The organism is Paenibacillus sp. NAIST15-1 (assembly GCF_001894745.1).
GTDB classification, from domain to species: domain Bacteria; phylum Bacillota; class Bacilli; order Paenibacillales; family Paenibacillaceae; genus Paenibacillus_B; species Paenibacillus_B suaedae.
Genome location: NZ_BBYF01000004.1, coordinates 383,768 through 408,436, shown reverse-complemented (window position 1 = coordinate 408,436; position 24,669 = coordinate 383,768). Strand labels below are relative to the sequence as shown.

Here is a 24,669-nt window from a genome sequence, read left to right as displayed (position 1 = left end):
ATGACGACTGCAGATATTTTAATGCTCATAGCGGTTATCTGTATTTGGTCGCTCTTGCTCGTCAACGTCGTCCTGATCATTGCAGGATACTTGTACTACATCAAGATCGAGAACGAGGAAGTACCGGCAATTAAGGGCGAGGCGCCATTCGTCTCCATCATGGTGCCGGCCCATAATGAAGGGAAGGTTATCACGAAGACGGTGGAGTCGCTATTGGCGCTGGATTATCCCCATGATCGATACGAGATTATCGTTATCAATGATAATTCATCGGATAACAGCAGCGAGCTGCTGGGCAATTTGCAGCGCAAGCATGACGGCCGCAACCTGATTATCATCAACACGGATGCGGTGACAGGTGGGAAAGGCAAATCTAACGCGCTCAATATCGGATTCAAGCAGAGCCGAGGTGAATTGATTGCCATCTACGACGCAGACAATACGCCAGAGAAGACGGCTCTACGCTATCTGGTAGCAGAGATTACGAACGACGATACACTAGGTGCGGTAATCGGCAAGTTCCGTACCCGCAACCGCAACACGAACCTGCTTACGCGCTTTATTAACATCGAGACGCTGTCGTTCCAGTGGATGGCTCAGGCAGGGAGATGGAAGCTGTTCAAGCTGTGCACGATTCCGGGGACGAATTTCATTATGCGGCGGAGCATCGTGGAAAGCATCGGAGGCTGGGACGTGAAGGCGATTGCTGAGGATACGGAAATTAGCTTTCGCATTTACATGATGGGTTATCGAATTAAGTTCCAGCCGAAATCTGTAACATGGGAGCAAGAGCCGCAGACGGTAAAGGTATGGTTCAAGCAGCGAACACGCTGGGCGAAGGGTAATATTTACGTCATCATCAAAAACATTCCGCTGCTCTTTGACCGCAAGGCACGAAATATCCGTTTTGATATCCTTTATTTTTTATCGATTTACTTTTTGCTGCTTACCTCATTGGTCATGTCCGACATCTTGCTCATTTTACATGCCTTAGGCTACGTACATACGACGATAGCTGGCTTCAGTTCCTTCTTATGGCTGCTGGCCATCACGCTGTTCATCTTAGGTACCTATATTACGTTGATCACGGAAAAAGGGGAGATGGTGCTCTCCAATCTGTGGATCATTATGCTGATGTATGTATCATATTGCCAGATGTGGATGGTCGTAGCCGCTTATGGGCTCTATAACTATGTGAAGGATTTATTATTCAAGCGAGAAGTCAAATGGTACAAAACAGAACGCTTTTAGAAGGTCGATTTTGATCACGCAGTATCTCGACCATTTTGATCACGCATTTATATAGGAACTCGTTTGAACATTGATACTCATTTATGAAGAAAAGACAGGAGAGAAGCTTGTGAATAAACGGTGGATCGTAGTCGGCATGACTTGCTTGTCCTTGTTATTCGGACAGCTTGGACAGGCCTCGGCAGCTGTGGCTCCGGCAATGGGCTCTGCTCAGCTGAGTACGTATGAAGAGACATTTTCAAGTGCGGACACATCCTTGTCCGGGATTATGTCCTCCAGACAGTTCAACTTCCAGACTGAGGAGTATTGGAAGGTTGATGAAGTTAAGATTCATGTAGATTATAAAGCGTCGCCCTTAACGAAAAGAGAACGGTCAAGCGTGACGCTGTCATTGAACGGGAAAAAGTTTCATTCCTTCCGTCCTGACGTCAGTGATGATCCAAAGCGTCGACTTACGGTATCCGTCCCTAAGGAATTGCTGGTGAAAGGGAATAACACACTGACGATCGAAGGCTATATTGTCACTACGGATGCGAATCAAATTTGTATGCCGTCGGAGAAGCGTGACAACTGGCTGCAGCTGTTCGCGACGTCAGGCGCCTCTATTCGATATACGAGTGAGGCGATTAAGCCAAGCATTCGCGATTTTAACCGTCATTTTACAGGCATGGATACGGTTAGCGATGAACGTAACGCGATTGCGATCCCGAAGAGCAGTAAGCCTGCCGAACTGGAGGCTGCCGTATATGCATTATCAGGTTTCGCGAAGCAAAATAGACTGAAGCAAAAACAAATTCCGATGTATGCATTCGATGCTGATGCCTTGAAGGGGAAAACAGCAGTTGTGGCTGTGGCATTGTACGACCAACTGCCGGCGGCCTGGAAGAGTGAGCTGGGCAATGTAGATGTCACGCAAGCTGCGGTGATCCGCGTGATTCGTACGGGTACACAGCCTACTCTTGTCGTTACTTCTCAGGATCCTGCCATGCTGGTGAAGGCAGGACGATTGCTGGCGAATCAAGAGCTGGTCAAGCAGTTGGACGGGGATACGAAAATGGTATCGGGCAATACGGATGTTGCGACGCCTGAAGTTACCATTAGCAAGGACATGAAGCTTACGGACAATGGCGATAAGCTGAAAGGCTGGATGCATCAAGAGAAATCATACTTCATATCGCTTCCGGCCAACCGCACGATTGCCGAGGCGAGCAAAATCCACCTGGACATGCGGTATGCGACCAATCTTGATTTTGATCGCTCCATGGTTACGGTGCTCATTAACAACACGCCAATCGGCAGCAAGAAGCTGAATATGGATTTAGCCAACAAGGATACATTAACACTGCCGATTCCGAAAAATTTAGATGTAACGGGTAACTTTACAGTCACGGTTGCATTTGATTTGGAGCTTCGGAATGTTGTGTGCATGGAGCCACAGGATGAGATGCCCTGGGCATTCATTACGAAGGATTCGGTACTACAGCTGAAAACGAAGGATAAGACAGAGCTGCTGTTCGACAGCTATCCGAACCCATTCCTTCGTGACGGCAGCTTCAATCAGGTTGCGGTTGTGATGCCGAAAAATCCAGATATGTATACGTATCAGTCGCTGGCGAATGTGTTCAATCTTCTTGGCCAATATGCGGAGGGCAATGCAGGCGAAGTCCGGTTCTTTGAGGATAGCGCAGCTGCTTCTGACTTGAAGGCCCATAACGTGATCGCAATTGGAAGCTATAACAATAATAAAGTCATTCGGGATAATAATGATAAATTGTATTTTAAATATGGAGCAAATGGAGAAGGGTTTACCTCCAATGAAAAGATGAGCGTGGACGCGGATTACGGCAAGCGTTTAGGTACGCTTCAGATCATCGAATCTCCGTTTGAAGCAGGCCGAGGCTTGCTTGCTATTAGTGGACCGAGCACCGAATATGATTATTTGGCCTCTAAACTGCTCGCCAGTGATAATGCGAAGTGGAGAATATATGGAGATGGCGTAGCCACGAACAAGGACGGCGACATCCACGCCTTCCGCTTCAAGAAGCAGGCGGAACAGCAATCTTCCTCGATTGTGGAGCAGGTTCTGCAGCGTGGGGACGTTCTGGGCTTCATGGTGGCCGCAATGCTTATCGGCTTGCTCGTGCTCGTATCCCTCATTTTCATGATTCGCAAATACCGCAAGAAACGGGGGGCTGGCGATGAAACGGAATCAAAGTAGTCTCCTGTCAGATGGCGCCTTCTTGCTATGGTTTTTGCTTAGCTTCGTATGCATTGCATTTACGGTGGGTGAGCCGAATCGCTACATCCTGAACATGATTTTGCTGAATGTGGCCTTTCTTATCGCGATCGTTACGTACTTTACGAGTGTGACAACGGGGTTAGTTCTGAATATTGTGTTCCTGTTCGGATACGGGACGTTTACGTTGTATCAGACTGTCGTGGAAGGTGGGGTCGTTGGGGCTCATAATTATTTCTGGCTTATCATGACGCCAGCCTTTACCGTAGTTAGTGCCATGCTTACACTCGGCAATCGAAGATTGCAGACGGAGAACGAACAGCTGAAACGGATAAATGCATCTCTGGCGACGATGGACGAAAGCACGGACTTGAAAAATAGCCGCTCGTTCCAAAAAGATGCCAAGGTATTTATGGCTCTCTCTACGCGTTATCATATTCCGCTGACGCTGCTTGTCGTGCAAGTGAGATATTGGGACGAGTTGAAGCGAATGGTAAGCGAGGAGCAAATGTCGGAAATGATCTATGGTGTGTCCAAGCTTAGTGAGACAAGCATACGTATGAATGACTCGCTATACATGCTTAATACGGATAATCCGACATGGGGCCTGCTGTTGTTTACCGACCGTGACGGCGCCAATGTGGTCATCGAGCGGTTGAAGGAGAAAGTTGCCTCCTTCAATGACGTAGAATTGGCTGGCAAATACAAGATCGAGCTTAATCTTACCGTGGGAGCCTTGGAATATTCTCCTGAGACGGTATCCACGCCGCTGGAATTCATAACGCAAGCAAGAAAGCAAATGGAGTACGATGTATAAAGGGATCAGAAAGCCTTAGGGGCATCCGGCCTTGGATCAAATCCATCCACCGTAGTCAGGTGGATGGATTTTTTATTATTCTCCGTTCTGTCCCTCGTTGTCAGTGTTTCTAGCCCATTCATCTATCCATTGAATGGCAGCCATCCGCTCGTTCCAGGTTCGCGTCAATATGCGCTGCAAAAGGATTGAACGGCTTGCCGATACTGTCCTTGCTGCGATCCATGCTTCAAGCGGGCAACGGTATAGGGCGCTTAGTAACAATCGTTCAGGTGATGTCCAAGGCTTCACTTGCCCATATCCCTGCAATAGGGCCTCTATGTGGGCAAGGTTGAAATGAGTAGTGTTGAACAATGTTTTCGTAATCTCATAATAAGCAGAATCGATTCTTACTTGATCCCAGTCGATGAGATAAAGTCCGTTCGGGCTCATGATGACATTCGGCGAAGTGATATCACCATGAATTAGTGTGGGTCGATAGGTCTCCTCATTTAAGAGCTGTTGTATTTCCGTGTTGTTGATGATGCCTTGTGCTTCTGCAGCAAGCTCTGTACATTGCGTGCCGTATGTCTTGAACCAAGATGCCCTTCTTCTGCTTCTGCGCAGTGCCGGAAGCTGGCGGCGAAATGCAGCGTCTTGCTGGAATAGATGCTGTACTACCTTATGCGTAACGAGAGGTGTTGGAGGGAGAATTCCTTGGCAGCAAGTATGAAGTACAGCTAAGGCCTTGCCCAACTGCTCGAAGTCCTGAGCATGCTGTGGTCGATTCCCCTCTACCCATTCCATCATGTAGTACGGCCTGCCACGGCGGCTCACCCACATTCTCCCGGACGATGTGGACAGCCAACGGGGGAGATGAGGATAGCTCTGTTCCTGAAGCATCTTCACATAAGCCGAAATTCGGATAATTTGCTGCTTCGTCGTCAGCTTGGTTAAAACCTTAGACTTATAAAAAGGTTTAATGACGAAGATCCCTTCCTCTGTAGTCGCCCGGTATGCTGCCGTAGATTTATACAGGGAACGATATGGTTTAACTCTCCTCAGATGCAACCCATACTGCCTCGTAATCGTATGAAATTGAAACTTAGATAATCGACGAGCCACTTCTTCGATGTCCCCCTGTCCTTATACATCTCACGCAAGGAATTCTATCGTCAGTGTATTCGAGGAACTAGAAGTGGACACAGGCGAGTGTGCCATTCGATTGGCGCTCTCTTGAAGATTGTTCAGTAAATGTTCAGCAAGCTGGAATATAATGTTGTCTAATGAGATTCCGAGGTGGAGTATGGAGACACGAAAAGGCAGAATATTGTTGACTGCGGTGACTTTGCTAGCGGCTTTGTCGTTGCATATGTATTTGTCGCTAAATGGTCTAAATCATTATTTGGTCGTGGTCATGTCAGCTTTGGCCCTGTTATTCTCGTGGCAAGTTGGCAAGTACATCGATCGATTACGATACGAACGCGATACGGATCCGTTAACGAGGACGCACACCCGACCAGCAGCATTGCGCCTGTTCCGTGCCATGTCTAAGAAATCAATTAAAGCCAATCACAAAGTGGCTGTCTATTTCATCGACATCGATAACTTTAAGACGATTAACGATAGTTATGGTCATCATGTCGGTGACACGATGCTGAAGAAGGTAAGCAGTCAGTTGCTGCAAATGAAAATCCGCGGCAAGCGGGTTGCGCGCTGGGGCGGAGATGAGTTCGTTATTATGGTTCCTTGTGCGGATGATAAGGAAGTGCATAATGTTCAGCATACCTTGCTATCCCACATTCAGCTTCCGACGAGTTACCAGCAGACACCGTTGTCTATCTCCATAGGCTGCTCAACATTCCCAAGTCAAGGCATAAGTCTGAATGAACTGGTGGACATTGCGGATAAGCAGATGCTATGGAATAAGCGCCAGAGCAAGTCGGATGCCCATCGGAAGCGAACTGCGACTCTATCAAATGGACATTGCGAAGAGGCGTCATCACGCCGATGCGTAATGGAAAAATAGTGAAACAACAGACGGTGTTCCTCGTATTGTCTTCTACACGACATCGACCTCGCTTGGTGGACAAGCATGTTCGCAAGCGATACGGAGCAACGGAGGGGCAATCAGTTGGAGAAGACAAAACTAGTTCGTATCTTTGATAAGCAAGCTGCTCAATACGATAAGCGCCGCGAAGATCCGAAGCAGCGAAAATGGAGAGAGAAACTAATCGGCAGCGCAGCAGGGGACGTGCTTGAAATTGCAGTTGGAGCGGGGGCTAACTTCCCTTACTACCCATCAGGTGTGAACATTACAGCTACCGATTTCAGCGAGGGAATGCTGGATAAGGCGAGGAAGGCAGCTGCAAATTACCCATTGGATATCCGTTTCATATGCTCAGATACGGAAGAGTTGAGTTTCCCGGAGCAATCTTTCGATACGGTCATTTCCACGCTATCCATGTGCAGCTATCAGAATCCGATGCTGGTGCTGCGCAACATGCGTCGCTGGTGCAAGCCTGATGGCAAGCTGCTGCTGATGGAGCACGGGATCAGCTCGAAGGCGGCTGTATCAGCGGTGCAGAAGACGCTCAATCCATTGCTATATCGCTTTACGGGCTGTCATCATACACGTAGCATCATGGATATGATTCGCGGCGCGGACATCAAGATCGAACGGGAAGAGAGCTACTGGATTGATATGGTGCACGTTGTGTGGGCGAGACCGTAGCAGCATCGAGGAATGATTGTGGTAAATAGAGACAGCCTGTATTCCACAAGGGAATTAGGCTGTCTTTCTTGTTGATCGGGCTGCAAGCTATGCTGTCCATCATTTCAGTATTAATTCAATCATGCCGCAAAGCTTCTACAGGCTTCAAGGAAGCTGCTTTGTTGGCAGGGAATATGCCGAACACGATGCCGATGATCGCGGAGAAAGCAAATGCGTAGATGACGATATCGACTTGGATGGCGGTAGCAACGGACAAGAAATGGGTCATGGCAAAACAGGCGCCATAGGCGAGCCCAATCCCAGTCAAGCCGCCCAGTCCACTAAGAACAACCGATTCAATGAGAAATTGCAGTAAAATATCGCGTTTCTTGGCACCGAGCGATTTGCGAATGCCGATTTCCCGCGTACGCTCCGTGACAGATACCAGCATGATATTCATTATCCCAATTCCCCCGATAATGAGGGAGATGCCAGCAACACCTGCCATCATTGTTGACAGCGTCTTCGTGATCGAGCTCATCGTCTCCTTGACATCCTGCTGGTTGAAAATATTGAAGCTGTTCGTATTGCCGCGGAACAGCTTCGTCAGCTTCTCATTCAGCTGGTCGACGACCACGCTCATGCGTTCTTCCTGGGAAACCTTAATGTTGACGGAGCGAACGCCGGCCGATTGGAACATTCGCTGCGCAGTCGTGATGGGGATGAGAACCTTCTCGTCATTCGATCCGCCGAGCGAGCTTCCCTTAGACTCCAGCACGCCCACGACTTTGAATCGAGCGCCATCGAGCAGTATCGTTTGCCCGATGGGATCTGCTCCCTTGAATAATTCAGCTGCCGTATCTACGCCAAGCAGGGCCACTCGGGAATAGCCTGTGACGTCAAGCGGCACGATATAGCGTCCGCTTTGATTTCTGAAGTCCTTCACCTGCTCATATTCTGGCGTAATGCCTTCTACAGTCACGGATGCAGATTCGGTCGTCCCGTTCTTGACGGTCGCACTCCCAGATACGATAGGAGCCAAGCCTTCGATATCCGGTATATCATCTGCGAGATGGATGGCATCCTCCAAAGTTAATGTCGTTTGGCTGCCTCGACCCATAATGTTCACGGACAACTGATTCGTTCCCAGGCTTTGCAGGGATTGCTCGACTGCATTGGAAGAGCCTTGGCCCATGGCCATTAAGGAAATAACGGTAGCTACACCAATTAATATCCCCAGCATAGATAGGAAGGTGCGCAGCTTATTGGAACGGATACTGTGCCATGACATTTTGAATCCTTGCGACAGCTTCACGCCCATTCCCCCTTTCTTCGGTCAGGCTGCCGTCATTCATGAAGACAACCCTCTTCGCACGAGCAGCAACCTCCATGTCATGAGTGATGAGTATAATCGTATGTCCTTCTTGATTCAGCTTCTCGATCAGTTCGAGTACCTCGTGTCCCGTCTTCGTATCCAATGCTCCAGTTGGTTCATCTGCAAGCAGGATGGGCGGGTGTGCGGCCAATGCGCGAGCGATGGCTACCCGCTGCTGCTGCCCGCCGGATAGCTCGCTTGGCCGATGCCCAATCCTATCCTCCAAGCCCACCTGCTGCAGTGCCTGCAGTGCTGCTTCCCGTCTCTCTTTATTGCTTAATCCACGGTAGATGAGAGGCAGCTCAACATTTTCAATGGCGGTCAGCTTAGGAAGCAGGTGAAAGCTTTGAAAGATAAATCCGATTTTGTGATTGCGAATGTCTGCAAGCTTGTTGTCGCTCAGGCGACTTACTTCTACTCCATCCAGCGTATAACTTCCTTCACTTGGCGTATCCAGACAGCCAATGACGTTCATCAACGTCGACTTCCCTGATCCAGAAGGGCCAATAATGGCTACAAAATCGCCATACTGAATATCGAGATTGACGCCTTGGAGAATATTGACCTCTTCCGATCCCATTCGATATGACTTCTTAACGTTACAAATGGAGATGATGCTTTGATTATTAGACATGTTTGCCATGACATTGGCAGTATTGGCAAGCTGCTTCATTGGCGACCGCCTCTGCTTCCCATCGAGCCACCCTGGAAGCTCGCTCCCCCAGGGAACCCACCTCCGCCAAAGCCCATTCCATTCTGGCGCTGTCTTTGCTCGGTGGTACTGCTACCGCTGCCTGCCTTGCCCTGTGGGGTGGCAATTAAGACAGCATCACCAGCTTGAAGCCCGGATGTGATCTCGGCATAAGTGTCGTTGCTAATCCCAACGACGACTTCCTTAAGTGTGCCGCCCATTGCTTGTCTCATATCCATACGTCCATTGTTTCTTGTATTTTCTTGACCAGTTTCCCCGTTTCGGCTTGTCAGTTCTCCAGATGGAGTGCCTGAATCGCTGCGGTTGGCTCTAGACCAGCCACCAGCAGCATTTCCATTGCCTGTATTTTGCGGGTTGTCCGCCTTTCTATCCTGCTTATTCACGTCGTCGGCATTGCCTTGTCCGCTAATTGGTTCCTTGCCATCGTTTGCTGCAGAAGAGGCGCTTCCAGCTTCGCCTGGAACACGTACATAATGCTTATTGCCCATCGCGATAACAGCCTCGACGGGAACGAGCACGACATCATTCTTAGTCTGGGTAACGATCTCCGCTTGACCGGACATGCCGGCAAGGACGCCATCCGGCTTGGTTAGGCTGATGCCGACCTCATAGGTAGCGACACCATTGTTGCTGTTGCCCTCTTTTCCAATTGAAGTGATTTTTCCAGTAAATTGTTGGTTGGGGAAGGCATTGAGTGTAACTTGCGCTGACTGTCCGGATTGAATCGATGGAATATCAAGCTCGTCAGCTGACATGATAAATTCAAGTTTGGTATAGTCGGCGATGACCGCAACTACGGTATTTTCATTCACATCATTGCCTGTTTCAATCTGGCTTTCCTTAATTGTCCCTGCAGCTGGAGCAACTACATCGTGATTCTCTGCTTCTTCGGCCTGTAGGCTGGCGAGTGTAGATTCATTTTGCTCGATTTCTAAGTCGAGGGATTCCATGTTCACCTGAATGGACTCCCGGTTCTCCTCAGGTGCCTCCTTGTACTGCTTCTGAAACTGCTGCATTTGCAATTGTTGCTTTTTAAGCGACAACTCCGTTTGCTTGATTCGCTCTGAGTTGTCTGTCTTTTTGAATACAACAAGCGTCTGGCCTTTTTTTACTTGATCACCTACTTTGAAGTTGATTTTGCTGATCGTACCTTTATAGCCAGCCTTGACGTTGTTCACCTCCGACACGCTAACGGATCCAGATCCGGATACCTTTGTTTCCATGTTCCCCTTACTTGCTTGTACGGTTCTTGTTGGCAAATTAGCAGCTGATGGCTGTTCTGCCGGCCGCTGGGTCAAATACACAGCGGTGGCTGCACCTGCTACAAGCAGAATCCCTGCCACATACACCCATTTTTTCATCGTCTCTATCCACCTTTACCGGTTCTGTTGGGCATTCAATCGTTGTGCCCGCTGAACTTAGGGTACTTACCATAGATGAATGGTCCATTAAAGCACACTGAGTAAAAACTGAGCATTAGCTGAATAAACGCTGAAAGTGAAATAACAGACTACATTGTGGAGGAAGTGGAGCGGCTAGAAGCTGCCAATAAAGCAGGGGGTAATGTAGTGATGAGCCTCATTTTCATTTTCACAGTGAGATCAGTATAATAGAGCCTATATTTCAATGCAGACATCGAGGGGGCATCATGGCAAAACGAAAGTGGATCATAGGCCTGATCGTCCTTGCAGCTATATTCGGTTATGTGATTGTTCGATTCTTGTCTTCCACACTTGCAATCGAGCGTCTAGTTGGGCAGCTGGAGACGGGTACAGACGCAGGGCAGCAGCAATCGCTTAAGCATGTGGTGCTCATTGCCCAAGAGCTGGATAATCCCTTCTGGCGCACGGTGGAGCAGGGGGCGAAGGAAGCAGCTGCACAGCGGGATATGGAAATCGAATATACCGGACCCATACGCATTAACCCGTCGGAGCAGATGAGGCTGCTGGCCAAGGCCATTGCCTCCAAGCCGGATGCCATTTTGACACAGGGAATCAATGAGCCGCGGTACGATGAACTCGTAGGCAGAGCAATGGATCAAGGCATTCCGGTTATAACGGTGGATTCCGATGCACCGGACAGCAGACGGTTCGCTTATGTCGGAACAGATAATCGGGCGGCTGGTGTACAAATGGGTGAATTGGTCGTTCATGGCTCAGCATACAAAGGGAAAATAGGCATCATCTTAGGCAGCGAACTGGCTGACAATCAACGGAAGCGGCTGGAGGGATTCAGATCCATCATCGATAAGGCTTCAGGCTATGAGATCGTAGACGTGCGTTCATCGAATATATCTCGCATCGAGGCAGCGAAGCAGACGAAGCTTATGCTGAGCGAGCATCCGGATATACGAACGATTATCGGGTTTAGTGCGTGGGATGCCGCAGGGATCGTGGAGGGATTGCAAGCTGCGAATAAGGGGAAGATTAACGTATTTGGCTTCGATGATGTAGAGGCAACTAGGCGTGCGATTGCTCACGGAGACATCGTGGCAACGCTCGTGCAGCAGCCAAGGGAGATTGGCGCCGAAGCAGTATCCATTCTGCAGCAAATATTTGCGGGCGAGCCGTACGCAGCAACTCAATATACAAGTACTAAGGTTTTGGAACAATGATGAATATACGGAAAAAGCTATTGATTTTCATTCCGGCGCTGCTCGTCTTGAGCAATGGCGTCTCCTTTTTCGTCTTCCAGAGTGGAAGAACCGTACAGCAAAGCTATAACGTCATGCTGGAGCGGGTATTGATGTACAGGCAAATTGCAACCCAAACCGACAGCAATCTGCGTGCCTTGAACATCTATTTGTTAGATCAAAGCGATCGATCGCGCGAAGAGTATCTTCGTGAGGCTCATAGTCTGAAGTTGATGAGAGATCAATTGACGGAGCAAAAAACGAATGCTCCATCCGCCGGAGCGGACGTGCGTAATTATCGCAATCTGCTGAACACGTATATCGAAGAGGAAGCAGGTGTGCTAAAGGCGTGGGGGGAACCGAGCTCTCTGCGTTATGTGCCGCTGTATGAGGAACTGGAAGCGACGGCAGGGTTCATCCGAGAAGAAGGGCATCAATTGATTGATGCGGAGCTTCGTTATTATCAGCCCTTCTACCGGCAGATCTTCACGCACACAGAAGCGATGAATCTATGGGGAATCGGACTTTTTATTATCAATACGCTGCTAAGTATCATGCTTGCCTATTGGCTATCGCTCGGCATTACCGAGCCAATTAAGAAGCTGGTTCATGCAGCGAGAGCAATTTCCCGCGGCAACTTGCAGACGAAGCCTCCACAAGTGGAGGGCAGCAGTGAAATTCGTATGCTGTCTGAGGCGTTCGGGCGCATGCAGGATGATCTTCTGCAGTTGATTGAAAAGGATAAGGCGAACTTGGAGAAGGATCGGCTCGTGAAGGAATTGGAGCTCAAGGCGCTGCAAAATCAAATGAACCCGCACTTTCTGTTCAACTCTCTTAATGTGCTTGCCAAGCTTGCCTTGTTAGAAGGTGCGGAACGAACTAGCGATTTAACTGTGTCGATGTCTAACTTGCTCCGCTATAATCTGCGCAAGCTGGACCAGCCTGTACCGCTCCGAGATGAAGTGGAGCAAGCGAAGGAGTATTTCACGATTCAGCAGGCTAGATTCCGTGATCGAATCCAGTTTGTTACCCATATTGATGAAGCAGCCTTGGACGTGCTCGTTCCTGTGCTTACCCTGCAGCCGATTTTGGAAAATGTATTTGTTCATGGCATTGAAGGCATGGAAGCAGGAGCGGTTGTAACCTTGTCCATTGAACGTGTACCGAGCGAGGTGCGAATCTCGATTGCAGACAATGGCAGTGGCATGACGGAAGAGACGCGCAGCGCCCTGCTTCGCATGGGTGCAGAACCAGCAGATTCCCGATCAGGGGGACAATCTACAGGACTTGGAACGTACAATGTATTTAGACGATTGGAACTGTACTATGGCAGAACCGATCTGGTGGATATTCAGAGCGAGCCTGGCCATGGCACAACCGTCTTGATTCGAATACCGGACAAGGAGGAACACAAGGGGCAACAGGATATTGGCAGGATAATGACTCCTCGATAATTGGAGGTATCCTTACTAACATGTGAATCAGAAAGGAGGGAGAACATGTATCGATTGCTAATCGCTGATGATGAGGCATTAGAGCGGGAGGGCTTGGAGTGGATTATTACGAAAATGATGCCGGATACCTTCGAAGTTATTCATGCAGACAATGGCCGTACAGCAATTCAGAGGGCCGACGAGCATCGCCCTCATATCGTCATGATGGATGTCCGAATGCCAGGCATACAGGGATTGGATGCCCTGAAGGAGATTAAGGAGCGCCATCCACTCGTCAAAATGGTGCTCGTTACTGCGTATGAATATTTCGACTACGCGCAGCAGGCACTATCTCTTGGAGTGAAGGAATACTTGGTGAAGCCTGCAAAGCGGGATCAAATTGTAGCTGTGCTGCAGCGTCTGGTTGATGAGATTCGGGATGAGTGCGGGAAGCGTGACGAGCAACTTGCCATTCGGGATAAATTTTATCAACTGCTTCCCATGGCTGAGACGGAGCTTGCCCTTGCCTTAATGGCGGATCAAGTTCATAAGGCAGACGCCTTGCAGCTTGCTGATATTTTGGAGCTGTCGCTCGATCGAGGGTATGCGCTAGTGGTTGCGATGAATGGAATGAAGTCTGCTGCGGGCCAATCATACGAAGACGAGAAGCAGTTCGCGATCGACGTATCGAAGAGTATATTGAAGGAGCAGGTAAAGGAGAGACACAGCTGGATCGTCAGTCCGATTGTGCATGAACATATGGCTGTTTTTATTTTGGGCAAGGGAACGGCAGAGGCTGGTTCTATGCAAGAGGAAGTGCAGGGCATCGGATCAGAGCTTATCGCAGCTTTGCGCAGACAATGCGGTCTTGAAGTTACGGTCGGAGTTGGGACGCTTCAGCGGCACGTTGAAGGAATACGGCGTTCCTATTATGAAGCAGTGTTTGCCTCGACGTATCCAAGTTCGTGGGGGAGTCTATGCCGATTCGAGGAACTGCAACTGCCTGCAAGTAATGCTTCTTGGCTGCCTGATGATCGGGTTGAACGAGGAACATCTGCTGAGGGAGCGTATGTAGAGCAAGCAATTAAGCGCATCCGTGAGGAACGTGAACAGCAGACATGGAATGTGGTCGATCGTGCTGCTGCATACATCGTAGAGCGATATCAGGAAGAGTTGTCTCTAGAGGAAGTAGCGGACCATGTCCACTTGAATCCGCATTATTTCAGCAAAGTATTCAAGCAGCAGACAGGAGAAACGTTCATTGATTACGTTACAAGGCTAAGAATTGATAAGGCGAAGTCACTCATCTTGGATGGGCAATTCAGCCTGAAGGAAGTGTGCTATATGGTCGGCTACAAAGATCCGAACTACTTCAGCCGTGTGTTCAAGAAGGTAACGGGCGTAACGCCAACCGAATATCGAAGTACGGAGAACTAAGTCCATGCCCATATGTCGGCATGGACTTTTTTGTCCTCCAAGACAAGAATGTGCTAGTTTGTGGCCAATGTTTGGAATCCGTGCGAGCAGGGAACGATATTATGCTGATGATCCGCAAAGAAGTGAAGGGTTTCATCGACATGATCGGACAAGCTGAATGTTATAATGAAGCTCCAGTCTTCATTGATTTTACTCAAAGGGGTATAAAATTATGAGTACGCAACAAGGCGAACACAATCAAATAAATATGAAGTATGTTACGCTCGTATCGATTGTAGCCGCACTCGGAGGCTTGCTGTTTGGATTTGACACTGCTGTTGTCTCTGGTGCAATCGGTTTCATGAAAGAGAAGTTCGGTCTGTCCGAATTTCAAGTCGGCTGGGCAGTATCCAGCTTAATTGTAGGATGTATCGTCGGGGCGGCAAGCACAGGCATACTGGCTGACAAGTTCGGCCGAAAAAAGGTGCTTATCGCAGCTGCGCTGCTGTTCATTGTTGGTACAGCAGGTTCTGCAATTCCAGCAACATTCTCGGGTTATATCAGTGCCCGTATTGTTGGTGGTCTCGGAATTGGTATTACATCTACACTCTGCCCGCTCTATAATGCGGAGATCGCGCCTGCGAAGTATCGAGGCCGACTCGTTGCATTGAATCAGCTAGCGGTTGTAACAGGTATTTTCCTCGTTTACTTTGTTAACTTGGGTATCGCTGGCGCTGGCGATCACGCTTGGGGCGTGGAGAATGCATGGCGCTGGATGTTCGGTGTAGGTGTTATTCCGGGCGTACTGTTCTTGGTTCTCCTGTTCTTCGTACCAGAGAGTCCAAGATGGTTGATTACACAGGGGCGGGCAGCCGAGTCTCTGCCAATCCTATGCAAAATCCACGGCGATGAGCTGGCACGCAAAGAAGTATTGGACATTAAGGAATCGTTCAAGCATGAAAAGGGTTCGCTCTCGGATCTATTCAAGCCAGGTCTTCGTTTGGCACTCATTGTTGGTGTCGTGCTTGCTGTGCTTCAGCAGGTAACAGGTATTAACGCGGTTATGTATTACGCGCCAGAAATCTTCAAGCAAGCAGGTGCTGGAACGAATGGCGCATTGATTCAAACGATTCTCGTCGGTTTCATCAACTTCGTGTTCACGATTCTGGCATTGTGGTTGATCGATAAGGTCGGCCGTAAAGCATTATTGATCGTCGGATCATCCTTGATGGCGGTATGCTTGCTTGTGATCGGGTTTGCGTTCCATACAGGTCATACCTCTGGAATGCTGGTGCTTATCTGTATTCTGGTGTACGTTGCTGCCTTCGCGATATCGCTTGGTCCAGTAGTTTGGGTCGTGATGTCTGAAATCTTCCCGAACCATATTCGTGGCAAGGCTACGGCGATTGCATCCATGATGCTGTGGGTAGCAGATTATATCGTGTCCCAGTCGTTCCCGCCGCTGCTTAGTTCCGCAGGGCCAGCCATTACGTTCTGGATATTCGGCATACTGGCGGTGTTCACCGTCCTCTTTAGTTGGCGCGTCGTCCCCGAGACAAAGGGGAAATCGCTGGAGGAGATCGAGAATATGTGGACGCAGTCCAAGGCTTAATCATAGAGATTGTTGCATCTTATATAACCACTCTGTTTTCCGTTAAGGCGGTTAACAGGGTGGTTTATTTGTTATCATGGCGAATGTGGATTGACAAGAAAAGGAAACCGTGTTTCAATATGAGTGAATTTAAAATTATTCATTCATGCGAGGTCATTCATACATGGATAAGAAGCAGAACATCTTTCAATGTGCATCGGAATTATTCCACGCCAAAGGATTTAAAGACACCAATATTTCAGACATTGCAAAAATGGCGGGAATAGCGGTAGGAACCTTTTATAACTATTATTCCTCGAAAGAGAAATTGTTCTTTGAAATTTATATGAAAGAAAATGAAATAATGAAAAAAAGGATGGTCGAGTCCCTTGATATGAATCAAGATCCCGTAATCCTTGTAAGAACATTAGTGGAGCAGAATATCAGTGCTATGAACTCTAATAAAGTGCTTAAGGAATGGTATAATCGGGATCTTTTCCGGGAATTAGAGCAGTACTATGAAGAAGTCAAAGGAAATGATGATACGATTCGCAGCTTAACCATTGAGTTATTTAAAAAGTGGAAAGCGGAAGGACGAATCAGATCGGATATTGATGATGAGCTTTTGCCTGTCTTCTTTGACTCACTAGTCTATATCGATTCACACAAGGAAGAAATCGGGGTTCACCACTTTCCGCAACTGGTACAGTATTTGTCGGAGTTCATTATGAAAGGCTTAACGAACTTCGAAAAATAGAGGGAATCCGGCAGCGATCTTTTTATGCCCTATAATGAATGAATAAAAAAATATTCATTCATTATACATTGAGATCATTGTACAGTCGGTGTGATTAAGCAAGGGGGTGATTCCGCTTGTAATGCAATTCGAGTCATGGGAAAGATGTGAAAATATTTCAATGGAGGTTCAAACATGAGACGAACAGGGGAAATCGTGTTTAGCATCATTGGAGCAGCATTAAATCTCATCATGATCGTAATCGGAGTCGCTTTCTTATACCTCAAAGATAATGCAGCATATATGGACTATTTGCATGCCAATTGGAATGACAGCCAGATAGCTACTTCGATCGATCAGATGAATCAATCAGGTACGCTGTGGATTCTCCCTGGATTTGTAGGCATTGTGCTAAGTGTTATGGCTATTCTTTTATTGAGGCGCAATGGCAGCCCAAGGCTCGCGGGATGGCTGCTTATTTTGGCAGCGGTGGTGCCTTGTGTGATTTCGGTGTTCGGGTACATCCCGGCCATATTCTTTGTTATCGCTGGGGTGATGACACTCGTTCGAAAGACAGGCGGAAGAAAGGTACAGCTTCGAAGATAAGGGGAGAAGCTGAATTTCAACAAGATAAGAAATCAAAAGGAGCTGCTTAGACGAAGTAGATCAAACACTTGCCGAGCAGCTCCTTTTGTCAGGCCTTTTTATTTTTGAATATAGAAGATGAGTTCCTGTCCATTCTTAACAGGGTCTTGCGCGAGTGTGTAGCCGTGCTTCACCACTTCTTCCGGTACGTTCTTGAAGGCGGCTGGACAGTCCGCAATCACTTGCAACACTTGTCCTTTCTCCATGTCCTGCAATGTCTCTAACGTGTAGATAACGGGATATGGGCAAGGTTCTCCTCTAAGATCCAATGTGAAATCGATCGTCATTATTTTGCATCTCCTTTTTTGAATCCGACGCCGAAGCGGTAATTTTTTTGCCAGTAGCTAGCTACAGCATAACCGATTGCAAGCAAAACTAGTGTGACAATTAGCGCCCAAGCCGGGCCCATCACAGAAATGAGATTGATCTTCGCCCCACTCTTCACGAGCAGGTCGAATACGCCAAGATGATCCCAAGCGTAGGCAAGGGCAGTAGCGCCAATAATGTTGCCGATGAATACAGGCAGGAAGATCACTTGTCCTTCCATGAGGCGGTACATCATCCCTGTCTCACAGCCGCCCGCAAGGACAATGCCAATGCCGAACAGGATGCCGCCGACGAATGTGCTTGGTGCTGCCATTTTCGTAATCGGATCGACGCCGTTCACGAGAATAACGATGAGCGTTAGGACAGAACTGATTGCCATCCCGCCGATAATAGCCTTGGTCATCGTTGCGCGCCCGCTAATCCACAGATCGCGGAAAGCGGAGGTGAAGCAGATCTGTCCTCTTTCGATCAAGATGCCGAAGGCAGCCCCGAAGATGGCGGCAACGCCGAGCATTGTCTTGCCTGCTAGGAAGAAGTACACGATAAGTCCTGTATAAGCCAGTGCAACAAGCCCGCCGATATAAGGCTGAACTTTTCTTGTTTGTTGAATAGTAGGCGCGGCATTCCCTTTTTGCAGGATCGGCTTTCCTTTCCACCATTTGGTACTAACAATTTTCACCCCTGCATAGGTACCGATGGCGGTTGCCACCATGAAGATCCAAGCATGGAACGAGAATTGCGGCACGCCTGTGAAGAAGGCAGCCAAGTTGCAGCCAAGCGCGAGCCGTGCGCCTGCACCTGCGATAATGCCGCCGATCAGGCCCTGTACTAAGCGGCGCTTCTGCTTCGGCATGCGGATCTTGAAGTTGTTGCTGAACAGAATCATGATGAGCGCGCCGATGAACATGCCCCAGACGATCCAGCCGTCCGTGCGCTCGAATGTCGAACCCTTCATTTGTATCAATTTGAAGTAAGCCCAATCGGAGATATCGACCCCGAACAGCTCCAGGATATGTCCTCCAAAACGCGTAAACTCGCCGGTGACGGCCCATACCGTGTTGGTAATGCCGAAGTACAGCGCGCTGAGTACGCCTGCGATGCCGATGGCAACGTAAGGGCTCCAGTAGTTGGTGAACAGCTTGCGTAATGAATCTTTCATCTTTTTCCCTTACCCCTTCAATCCCTCATAGTTAATGGTGCGAACACGATCGAACTATATGGATTTGTTTGTGTGCGGCAATTCACATCCGATCACGAGATGAGATGCAAATAAAACCATTCTCCATTTTACTACAAACTGCTTGCTAGCGGGGGGAATTCGGGATGATACTTTTTTACCTCATATGGAAATTGAAAAAAAATGATCATCACGTGTCACAAAATGAGCACCTTATCTGTCTTAACTTATGTAACCAAAATTAAGATGAGGTGAATGGAATGAAATTGCGCTTTAACTATCGAACGGCAAATGCCCCTGCTTATCAAGCCATGCAAGTTCTGGACAAATTCGTCAGTGGTACACTTGATCCGGTGCTTCTTGAACTCATTAAGATACGAGCTTCTCAAATCAATGGCTGCGCCTTCTGCATCGATATGCACACAGCTGATCTGATGAAGATGGGTGATCATACGAACCGCATCATGCTGCTCAGTGTGTGGAAGGAAGCACCGGTATGTACTGACAAAGAAAAGGCTGTTCTGGAATTAACGGAATATGTGACAGAAATAGCTGATGCGGGTGTGCCTCAGTCGGTTTATGAGAAGGTACGAGAGCATTTTAATGAGAAGGAATATGCAGATTTGATTCTTGCGATTGCGACGATTAACTGTTGGAACCGTATTGCCATTTCGACAGGAATGCATCCAGGATGTTTCGAGAAGTAGGGAGGAGCCTTGTGCTCCTCTTTTTCTTCTTTACTCGATGGATCAGAATAGCTTTGGAATGATAGAATGGGGGGCAAAGGAGTGGGAACATGGATGTAAAAAAGCTCCATTCGCTTCATGCACAGGAAGCTGATTCTGTTGAACAGTTGTATCGTAGCTATCGGTCCTTAGCATTTTCCATTGCATATCGGATGCTGGGCACAGTGTCTGATGCGGAGGATGCGGTACAGGATTTATTTGCGGATATGGTCGGCAGGAATTTGGACGATGTTAGGCATATTAAGGCGTATATAGCCAAGTGGATGACGAACCGATGTCTGAATGTGCTGCAATCTTCCCGTCGAACGAGAGAGACGTATTTTGGCGAGTGGCTTCCAGAGCCTATTGTTGAACAAGGAGAGCAGCCCGATCAGGTGGCGGAGCGTGTAGATTCGCTGTCCTATGCGTATATGGTTATGCTTGAGCGGATGACCCCGATGGAGAGAGCCGTATTTCTGCTGAGGGAAGTATTCGAATATGAGTATGAGGAAATCGCAGATATTGTCGGTAAGTCGACTTCCAACTGTCGCAAAATATTGAGCCGCGCCAAGGAACACGCGCGAGAATATTCCCCCACTGCTAGTCAAGATACGGATGCTAGACGGACGCTCGTCTCCAAATTCGTTACTGCCTTTCAGCAATATGATTTGGAGGCATTGTTGTCCTTGCTGTCAGAGGATGTGCGACTGACTACCGATGGAGGAGGCAAAGTCCATGCTGCTATGCGGCCTATTATAGGTAGAAGCCGTGTACTTAGGTTGCTTACTTCACCTAAAGCATTCGTGGCGCTGCGAAGCTGGGATCTCTCCTTCACTATGGTAAATACGAGCATGAATATGGTGTATCGGGAGCAAGGAGTTGTGAAGGCGGTATGCTGCTGTGAGCTAACGGCTGAGCAAGATCGCATAAGCAACGTTTATGTTATATTTAACCCGGATAAGTTGGATCATATATCGTTGTAGATAGGAGCAGGAGGAATGACGGTGACACTGGACGAAGTCATGGCTAAGCTGGAAGCGATGGGCACAGAGCAAACAAGGAAAACGTTCCTCCGACATGGGGCGCAGGAGCCGCTGTTCGGCGTAAAGATCGGCGATCTGAAGAGGCTGGTTAAGGAAGTTAAGAAGGATCAGCAGCTTGCGCGTGCGCTTTTCGATACAGGGAATAGCGATGCGATGTATTTGGCAGGGCTAACGGTCGATCCATCTGCAATGCCCAAGGAGCTTCTGCAATCATGGGCTCAACAGGCACACTGGCATATGATTGTAGAATGTACGGTAGCTGGTGTGGCTGCAGAAAGTCCGTATGCTCTCGAATTAGCACGCGAATGGATGGCATCCAGCGAAGAGCTGATTGCGACATGCGGCTGGAGCACCTATCTGCACTATATCTCGATTACGTCTGACGAGAAGCTGGATATCGAAGAATTGAGGAGAATGCTTGCGCTCGTCGAATCGACGGTTCATCAGGAACGCAATCGGGTGAGGTACGTGATGAATCAATTTGTCATTGTCGTAGGCTCGTATGTACTGGCTTTGCATGATGAAGCAATGCGAGTGGCAGAGGTCATTGGCAAGGTGCAGGTCAATATGGGCGAGACAGCTTGCAAAGTACCGGAGGCGGCGGCCTATATCCGCAAAGTGGAGGCCGCAGGCAAGCTCGGCGCTAAGCGCAAGACATGCATATGTTAAGGTGAAGCACAGGAGACGAAATCCTGTGCTTTTATTTATTATCAGCCAGGAGCGTAGAGGCAAGCGATTAGATTTGTCAGGATAAATCGGTAGTGTCACGAGTCCGAATTGGCGTGAGCAGGTATACCAATGGAGATCGGTCATAGGGCTTTATGACGACAGGACTTCGTGTGCCAGACAGTTGAATCGACAGCATATCGTTGCCGATTGAGCGAATGAGCTCGCGTAAATATTTCCCGTTCAGGGCAATGAGGGCATCGTCACCTTCACAATCATGGATATCAATATATTCCGATACATCTCCAATTCCATGAGCCTGGGCGCTAAGCTTCATTCTATGACCTGAAGTCTGCATATGAATAACGTGCGAGTCGCCAGAGAGAAGGATTGCACGTTCAACAGCCTGCTGCAATTGCGAAGTATGAAGCGTGATAGAGCTTTTAAAGGCAGGAGGGACTGTAACAGAGGGGAAATGGCCTCTAAGGAATGTACAGTGCATCATCCAATGCTCCGTGGAAAACTTGGCCTGATTAGAACTGACTCCAACCTCGAGTTCGTTCTGCTTGTCCCCAAGTAATTTCGCTACTTCCAAGAGCTGCTTTGCAGCAATGATAATGGGTGGGTAATCGCCAGACTGGTTGGATTGTATCAGATTCCACTCTACGGTTGTAGAAGCGTAGCGAACCCCATCTGTTGCGCGTAGTGTGAGAGAATCATGACTGATCTCGAACAGCACTCCAGCCAATACTGACGCGTGTTCTGCTGTAGAGGCGGCGAATGCAATTTGCCGAATGGCCTGCTGTAGAGACAGACAGGAGATTCGGAACAAAGACGTGTAACGATTAACTGGCACAGCGGGAAATTCATCTGGAACCATGCCACAAATGCGGTAGACGGCCTGTTCCGTTGTAATTTCCATGACATGCTGTTCATTGAGTTGTAAGGATATATTGTCAGCAGGGAGCGCACGGATGATCTCAGTGAAATGCTTAGCAGGGACTACACTGCTTCCTGTTTGTTGAATATCGAGTTTATCTTGCTGTATAGGGACTTCATATTCAAGTATCATGCTGGGTTGACTGGAGGTAAGTGTTAATCCCTTGGAAGTTGCTGTGAGTTTGATTCCGGATAAGATGGAGCTCGTAGTGTGGGAAGAGATAGCTCTGTTCACTACTCGTAGAGCACGGGCAAGGATATCTTGCGAAATGTTAATCCGCATTCGGAATCCCACCTTTAGTCTCGGAGTCTAGAGCAAAATAGGATTCAATAATGTGCCTAATCGCCTCTGAACGTGAAAATTCATTCGCATGGCAATGTTGTTCGAGGGTTTCCCATATTGCTTCAGGTAGGGTTAGAGATATTTTCTTCGTGTCACCGAAGCCTTTTCTGCCTGCCCCTGGACGGGATCCCCCTTTTGTGAAGAGCATACTGATCTGGCCATCCTCGTTCGGAACGCCGATCCTCATATTATTTTGCATGTGACACCCCTGGTCTCTTTTGAATTAAGTAACCATATTCAAATACTACGGTACTTATACTGTAACATGCTTCATGATTGGAAGGCAATATAAGGAAAACAAAGGTTGGCTGCTCGTAATAATAAGATATTGACTTCGAGTTGACTCGAAGTACTACAATACAGCCATCAACGAAGAAGCTGCTGAAGGAGAGATGGCTTGTGTGGAATATCAAGATGACCGTAACTGAATATGGAGGTCCGGAGATGCTGCAGGCTGTGCAAGAGCCGCTGCGTGCGCCCGATGCAGACGAAGTTCGCGTGAAGGTGCAGAGTGCTGGTGTTGCACTGGCGGATATTATGCGCAGGGAAGGTCTGTATCCGATGTCGCCTGAGGTACCTTTTGTTCCCGGATATGATGCGGTTGGGATGGTAGATGCAGTTGGAGCTGGGGTAGAACAATATGCGGTAGGGGATCGCGTTGCTGTATTTTTTAACGGCACAGGCGGATATGCATCACATGTGTATGCCCGAATGGATGAGGTTGTTCCGATCCCTGCGGCAATAGATGCTACTGAGGCGGCAGCTTGTATGCTGAATTATGTGACAGCCTATCAGATGCTGCACCGCATCGCGAATGTATCGGAGGGGGAACGAATCCTTATCCATGGCGCGAGCGGCGGTGTAGGGACAGCGTTGTTGAACTTGGGGCGATTGGCGAAGCTGGAGATGTACGGAACAGCATCGGGAGCGAAGCATCAGGTTGTTGCAGCGTATGGCGCGTTACCGATAGACTATCAAGCAGATGACTTTGTTGAAGTACTCGCGAGCATTGCTCCTGAAGGAATGGCTGCCGTGTTCGATCCGATTGGGGGCTCCAATTGGGAGCGTTCTATGCGGACATTAGGTTCGAATGGACGATTTGTAGGTTATGGCTATACATCCGTACTGGAACAGGGTCATAATAACAACTGGGTCAAGGATTGGACAGGGGTGGCTGCCCGCGGGACAACGGAGAGCGGGAACCCTGTGCATATGTATAGTATTACTGCGCTGAAGAAGGAACGATTGGATTGGTTCCGTGAAGATGTGCAAGCCGTTATGTCCCTACTGGAAGCGGGTAAGATCCATCCGCTTATCTCTCATCGGATACCGCTGCAAGAGGCAGCTTACGCGCAGAATTTGTTGCAAGAATCCCGTTCTGTTGGGAAAATCATTCTTGTGGGAGAGGTGTAGGCGGGATAACTGAGAGGAGCTAATGAAGGGATGTATTCCATTGGGGAAGCAGCACGATTAACCGGGATATCTGCATATACGCTCCGATATTATGAACAGATAGGCCTTCTTCCTAGTCCGCAGCGGCAGGGAGGGAAGCCGGAAGGTGTAAGGCAGTATAATGATCAGGATTTGAGATTCATTCAATTTATCTATGGACTGAAGCAAACGGGCATGAAGCTGGAAGACATCGCCGCGTTTACTGAGGATGGATGTCTATTGTCTGGCGAGCGTCTGCCACATGATATAGAGGATACGTTACATAAACGAATGGATATACTTGATCACCATCTTGCGCGATTATCTGCCCAAATCGAGCAGTTGGAGTCTGTCAGAACGACGGCCGTTGGGAAAAGAAAAATGTATGCCGCAATGCTGCATGAACAGCAAAAGAGCAACAACGATCAAAAGGACTAACCTTACAAGGCTAGTCCTTATTTCTTTTATCGCTCACACGTTTAAGG

General features: G+C 48.4%; 24 protein-coding genes. 16 read left to right on the top strand and 8 right to left on the bottom strand.

The features are described 5' to 3' along the window. The 3 genes from PBN151_RS12725 to PBN151_RS12715 all read left to right on the top strand — a co-directional run bounded on the left by PBN151_RS12725 (window position 1) and on the right by PBN151_RS12715 (window position 4,304). Window positions 1-1,251, top strand: a complete 1,251-nt coding sequence (locus PBN151_RS12725) for a glycosyltransferase family 2 protein (protein WP_072729212.1) — start codon at window positions 1-3, stop codon at window positions 1,249-1,251. Between the two features lie 109 nt (window positions 1,252-1,360). Continuing rightward, entirely contained in the window at window positions 1,361-3,469 is a 2,109-nt protein-coding gene (locus PBN151_RS12720; RefSeq protein WP_139295333.1) for a cellulose biosynthesis cyclic di-GMP-binding regulatory protein BcsB, read from the top strand. After that, on the top strand, window positions 3,450-4,304 hold the full coding sequence (locus PBN151_RS12715) for a diguanylate cyclase domain-containing protein (protein WP_072729211.1): 855 nt from the start codon (window positions 3,450-3,452) through the stop codon (window positions 4,302-4,304). Before PBN151_RS12720 ends, PBN151_RS12715 begins: the two co-directional genes overlap by 20 nt. 75 nt (window positions 4,305-4,379) lie before the next feature. On the opposite strand, the gene PBN151_RS12710 is transcribed toward PBN151_RS12715, so the two are convergent. Further along, window positions 4,380-5,405, bottom strand: coding sequence for a phosphotransferase (locus PBN151_RS12710; protein WP_072729210.1), 1,026 nt, complete (start codon window positions 5,403-5,405; stop codon window positions 4,380-4,382). Between the two features lie 181 nt (window positions 5,406-5,586). Between PBN151_RS12710 and PBN151_RS12705 the strand changes: the two genes are divergently transcribed. Next, window positions 5,587-6,309 carry a GGDEF domain-containing protein gene (locus PBN151_RS12705; protein ID WP_072729209.1) on the top strand — a complete coding sequence of 241 codons (723 nt, stop codon included), beginning with the start codon at window positions 5,587-5,589 and terminating at the stop codon, window positions 6,307-6,309. A gap of 105 nt (window positions 6,310-6,414) precedes the next feature. Beyond that, complete coding sequence (locus PBN151_RS12700; RefSeq protein WP_072729289.1) at window positions 6,415-7,014, top strand: class I SAM-dependent methyltransferase; 600 nt, start codon at window positions 6,415-6,417, stop codon at window positions 7,012-7,014. 115 nt (window positions 7,015-7,129) lie between these two features. Here the strand turns inward: PBN151_RS12700 and PBN151_RS12695 are convergent, their stop codons facing one another. The 3 genes from PBN151_RS12695 to PBN151_RS12685 are packed head-to-tail and all read right to left on the bottom strand — an operon-like array spanning window position 7,130 to window position 10,441. Further along, window positions 7,130-8,314, bottom strand: a complete 1,185-nt coding sequence (locus PBN151_RS12695; protein WP_072729208.1) for an ABC transporter permease — start codon at window positions 8,312-8,314, stop codon at window positions 7,130-7,132. Then, the gene (locus tag PBN151_RS12690) at window positions 8,256-9,041 is read right to left on the bottom strand and encodes an ABC transporter ATP-binding protein (protein WP_275936812.1); all 786 of its coding nucleotides are present in this window, start codon (window positions 9,039-9,041) and stop codon (window positions 8,256-8,258) included. The genes PBN151_RS12695 and PBN151_RS12690 overlap by 59 nt, the downstream gene beginning before the upstream one ends. Next, a complete protein-coding gene (locus tag PBN151_RS12685; protein ID WP_072729207.1) occupies window positions 9,038-10,441 on the bottom strand; it encodes an efflux RND transporter periplasmic adaptor subunit in 1,404 nt (467 codons plus the stop codon). The genes PBN151_RS12690 and PBN151_RS12685 overlap by 4 nt, the downstream gene beginning before the upstream one ends. A 287-nt stretch (window positions 10,442-10,728) precedes the next feature. On the opposite strand from PBN151_RS12685, the gene PBN151_RS12680 reads away from it, so the two are divergent. From PBN151_RS12680 to PBN151_RS12650, 6 genes are all read left to right on the top strand, one after another. Then, window positions 10,729-11,694, top strand: a complete 966-nt coding sequence (locus tag PBN151_RS12680) for a substrate-binding domain-containing protein (RefSeq protein ID WP_072729206.1) — start codon at window positions 10,729-10,731, stop codon at window positions 11,692-11,694. Between the two features lie 20 nt (window positions 11,695-11,714). Next, window positions 11,715-13,166, top strand: coding sequence for a sensor histidine kinase (locus tag PBN151_RS12675; RefSeq protein ID WP_227774607.1), 1,452 nt, complete (start codon window positions 11,715-11,717; stop codon window positions 13,164-13,166). Window positions 13,167-13,211: 45 nt separating this feature from the next. Continuing rightward, window positions 13,212-14,582, top strand: coding sequence for a response regulator transcription factor (locus PBN151_RS12670; RefSeq protein WP_072729205.1), 1,371 nt, complete (start codon window positions 13,212-13,214; stop codon window positions 14,580-14,582). A 211-nt stretch (window positions 14,583-14,793) separates the two neighbouring features. Next, window positions 14,794-16,173 (top strand): sugar porter family MFS transporter, encoded by a 1,380-nt coding sequence (locus PBN151_RS12660; RefSeq protein WP_072729203.1) that lies wholly within the window; start codon window positions 14,794-14,796, stop codon window positions 16,171-16,173. Window positions 16,174-16,336: 163 nt separating this feature from the next. After that, complete coding sequence (locus tag PBN151_RS12655; RefSeq protein ID WP_072729202.1) at window positions 16,337-16,909, top strand: TetR/AcrR family transcriptional regulator; 573 nt, start codon at window positions 16,337-16,339, stop codon at window positions 16,907-16,909. Window positions 16,910-17,083: 174 nt separating this feature from the next. Continuing rightward, entirely contained in the window at window positions 17,084-17,494 is a 411-nt protein-coding gene (locus PBN151_RS12650; protein ID WP_072729201.1) for a DUF4064 domain-containing protein, read from the top strand. 98 nt (window positions 17,495-17,592) lie between these two features. Here PBN151_RS12650 and yedF read toward each other — a convergent pair whose 3' ends face one another. Next, a complete protein-coding gene (gene yedF / locus PBN151_RS12645) occupies window positions 17,593-17,820 on the bottom strand; it encodes a sulfurtransferase-like selenium metabolism protein YedF (RefSeq protein ID WP_021260862.1) in 228 nt (75 codons plus the stop codon). Further along, window positions 17,820-19,019 (bottom strand): selenium metabolism membrane protein YedE/FdhT, encoded by a 1,200-nt coding sequence (yedE, locus tag PBN151_RS12640; RefSeq protein WP_072729200.1) that lies wholly within the window; start codon window positions 19,017-19,019, stop codon window positions 17,820-17,822. The genes yedF and yedE overlap by 1 nt, the downstream gene beginning before the upstream one ends. A 278-nt stretch (window positions 19,020-19,297) precedes the next feature. On the opposite strand from yedE, the gene PBN151_RS12635 reads away from it, so the two are divergent. The 3 genes from PBN151_RS12635 to PBN151_RS12625 all read left to right on the top strand — a co-directional run bounded on the left by PBN151_RS12635 (window position 19,298) and on the right by PBN151_RS12625 (window position 21,474). Then, entirely contained in the window at window positions 19,298-19,744 is a 447-nt protein-coding gene (locus tag PBN151_RS12635) for a carboxymuconolactone decarboxylase family protein (protein ID WP_072729199.1), read from the top strand. 89 nt (window positions 19,745-19,833) lie between these two features. Next, a complete protein-coding gene (locus tag PBN151_RS12630) occupies window positions 19,834-20,745 on the top strand; it encodes an RNA polymerase sigma-70 factor (RefSeq protein ID WP_072729198.1) in 912 nt (303 codons plus the stop codon). Window positions 20,746-20,766: 21 nt separating this feature from the next. Beyond that, on the top strand, window positions 20,767-21,474 hold the full coding sequence (locus PBN151_RS12625; RefSeq protein ID WP_072729197.1) for a DNA alkylation repair protein: 708 nt from the start codon (window positions 20,767-20,769) through the stop codon (window positions 21,472-21,474). A 76-nt stretch (window positions 21,475-21,550) separates the two neighbouring features. Here PBN151_RS12625 and dnaN read toward each other — a convergent pair whose 3' ends face one another. Beyond that, window positions 21,551-22,693 carry a DNA polymerase III subunit beta gene (gene dnaN, locus PBN151_RS12620; protein WP_072729196.1) on the bottom strand — a complete coding sequence of 381 codons (1,143 nt, stop codon included), beginning with the start codon at window positions 22,691-22,693 and terminating at the stop codon, window positions 21,551-21,553. Beyond that, window positions 22,683-22,952, bottom strand: coding sequence for a ribbon-helix-helix domain-containing protein (locus PBN151_RS12615; protein ID WP_072729195.1), 270 nt, complete (start codon window positions 22,950-22,952; stop codon window positions 22,683-22,685). Before PBN151_RS12615 ends, dnaN begins: the two co-directional genes overlap by 11 nt. A gap of 200 nt (window positions 22,953-23,152) precedes the next feature. Between PBN151_RS12615 and PBN151_RS12610 the strand changes: the two genes are divergently transcribed. Together PBN151_RS12610 and PBN151_RS12605 are read left to right on the top strand one after the other, a co-directional pair. Further along, the gene (locus PBN151_RS12610; protein ID WP_083545117.1) at window positions 23,153-24,166 is read left to right on the top strand and encodes a medium chain dehydrogenase/reductase family protein; all 1,014 of its coding nucleotides are present in this window, start codon (window positions 23,153-23,155) and stop codon (window positions 24,164-24,166) included. Window positions 24,167-24,196: 30 nt separating this feature from the next. Next, window positions 24,197-24,622: a MerR family transcriptional regulator gene (locus tag PBN151_RS12605; protein ID WP_072729194.1), complete on the top strand. Its 426-nt coding sequence runs from the start codon at window positions 24,197-24,199 to the stop codon at window positions 24,620-24,622. Window positions 24,623-24,669: the final 47 nt, after the last annotated feature.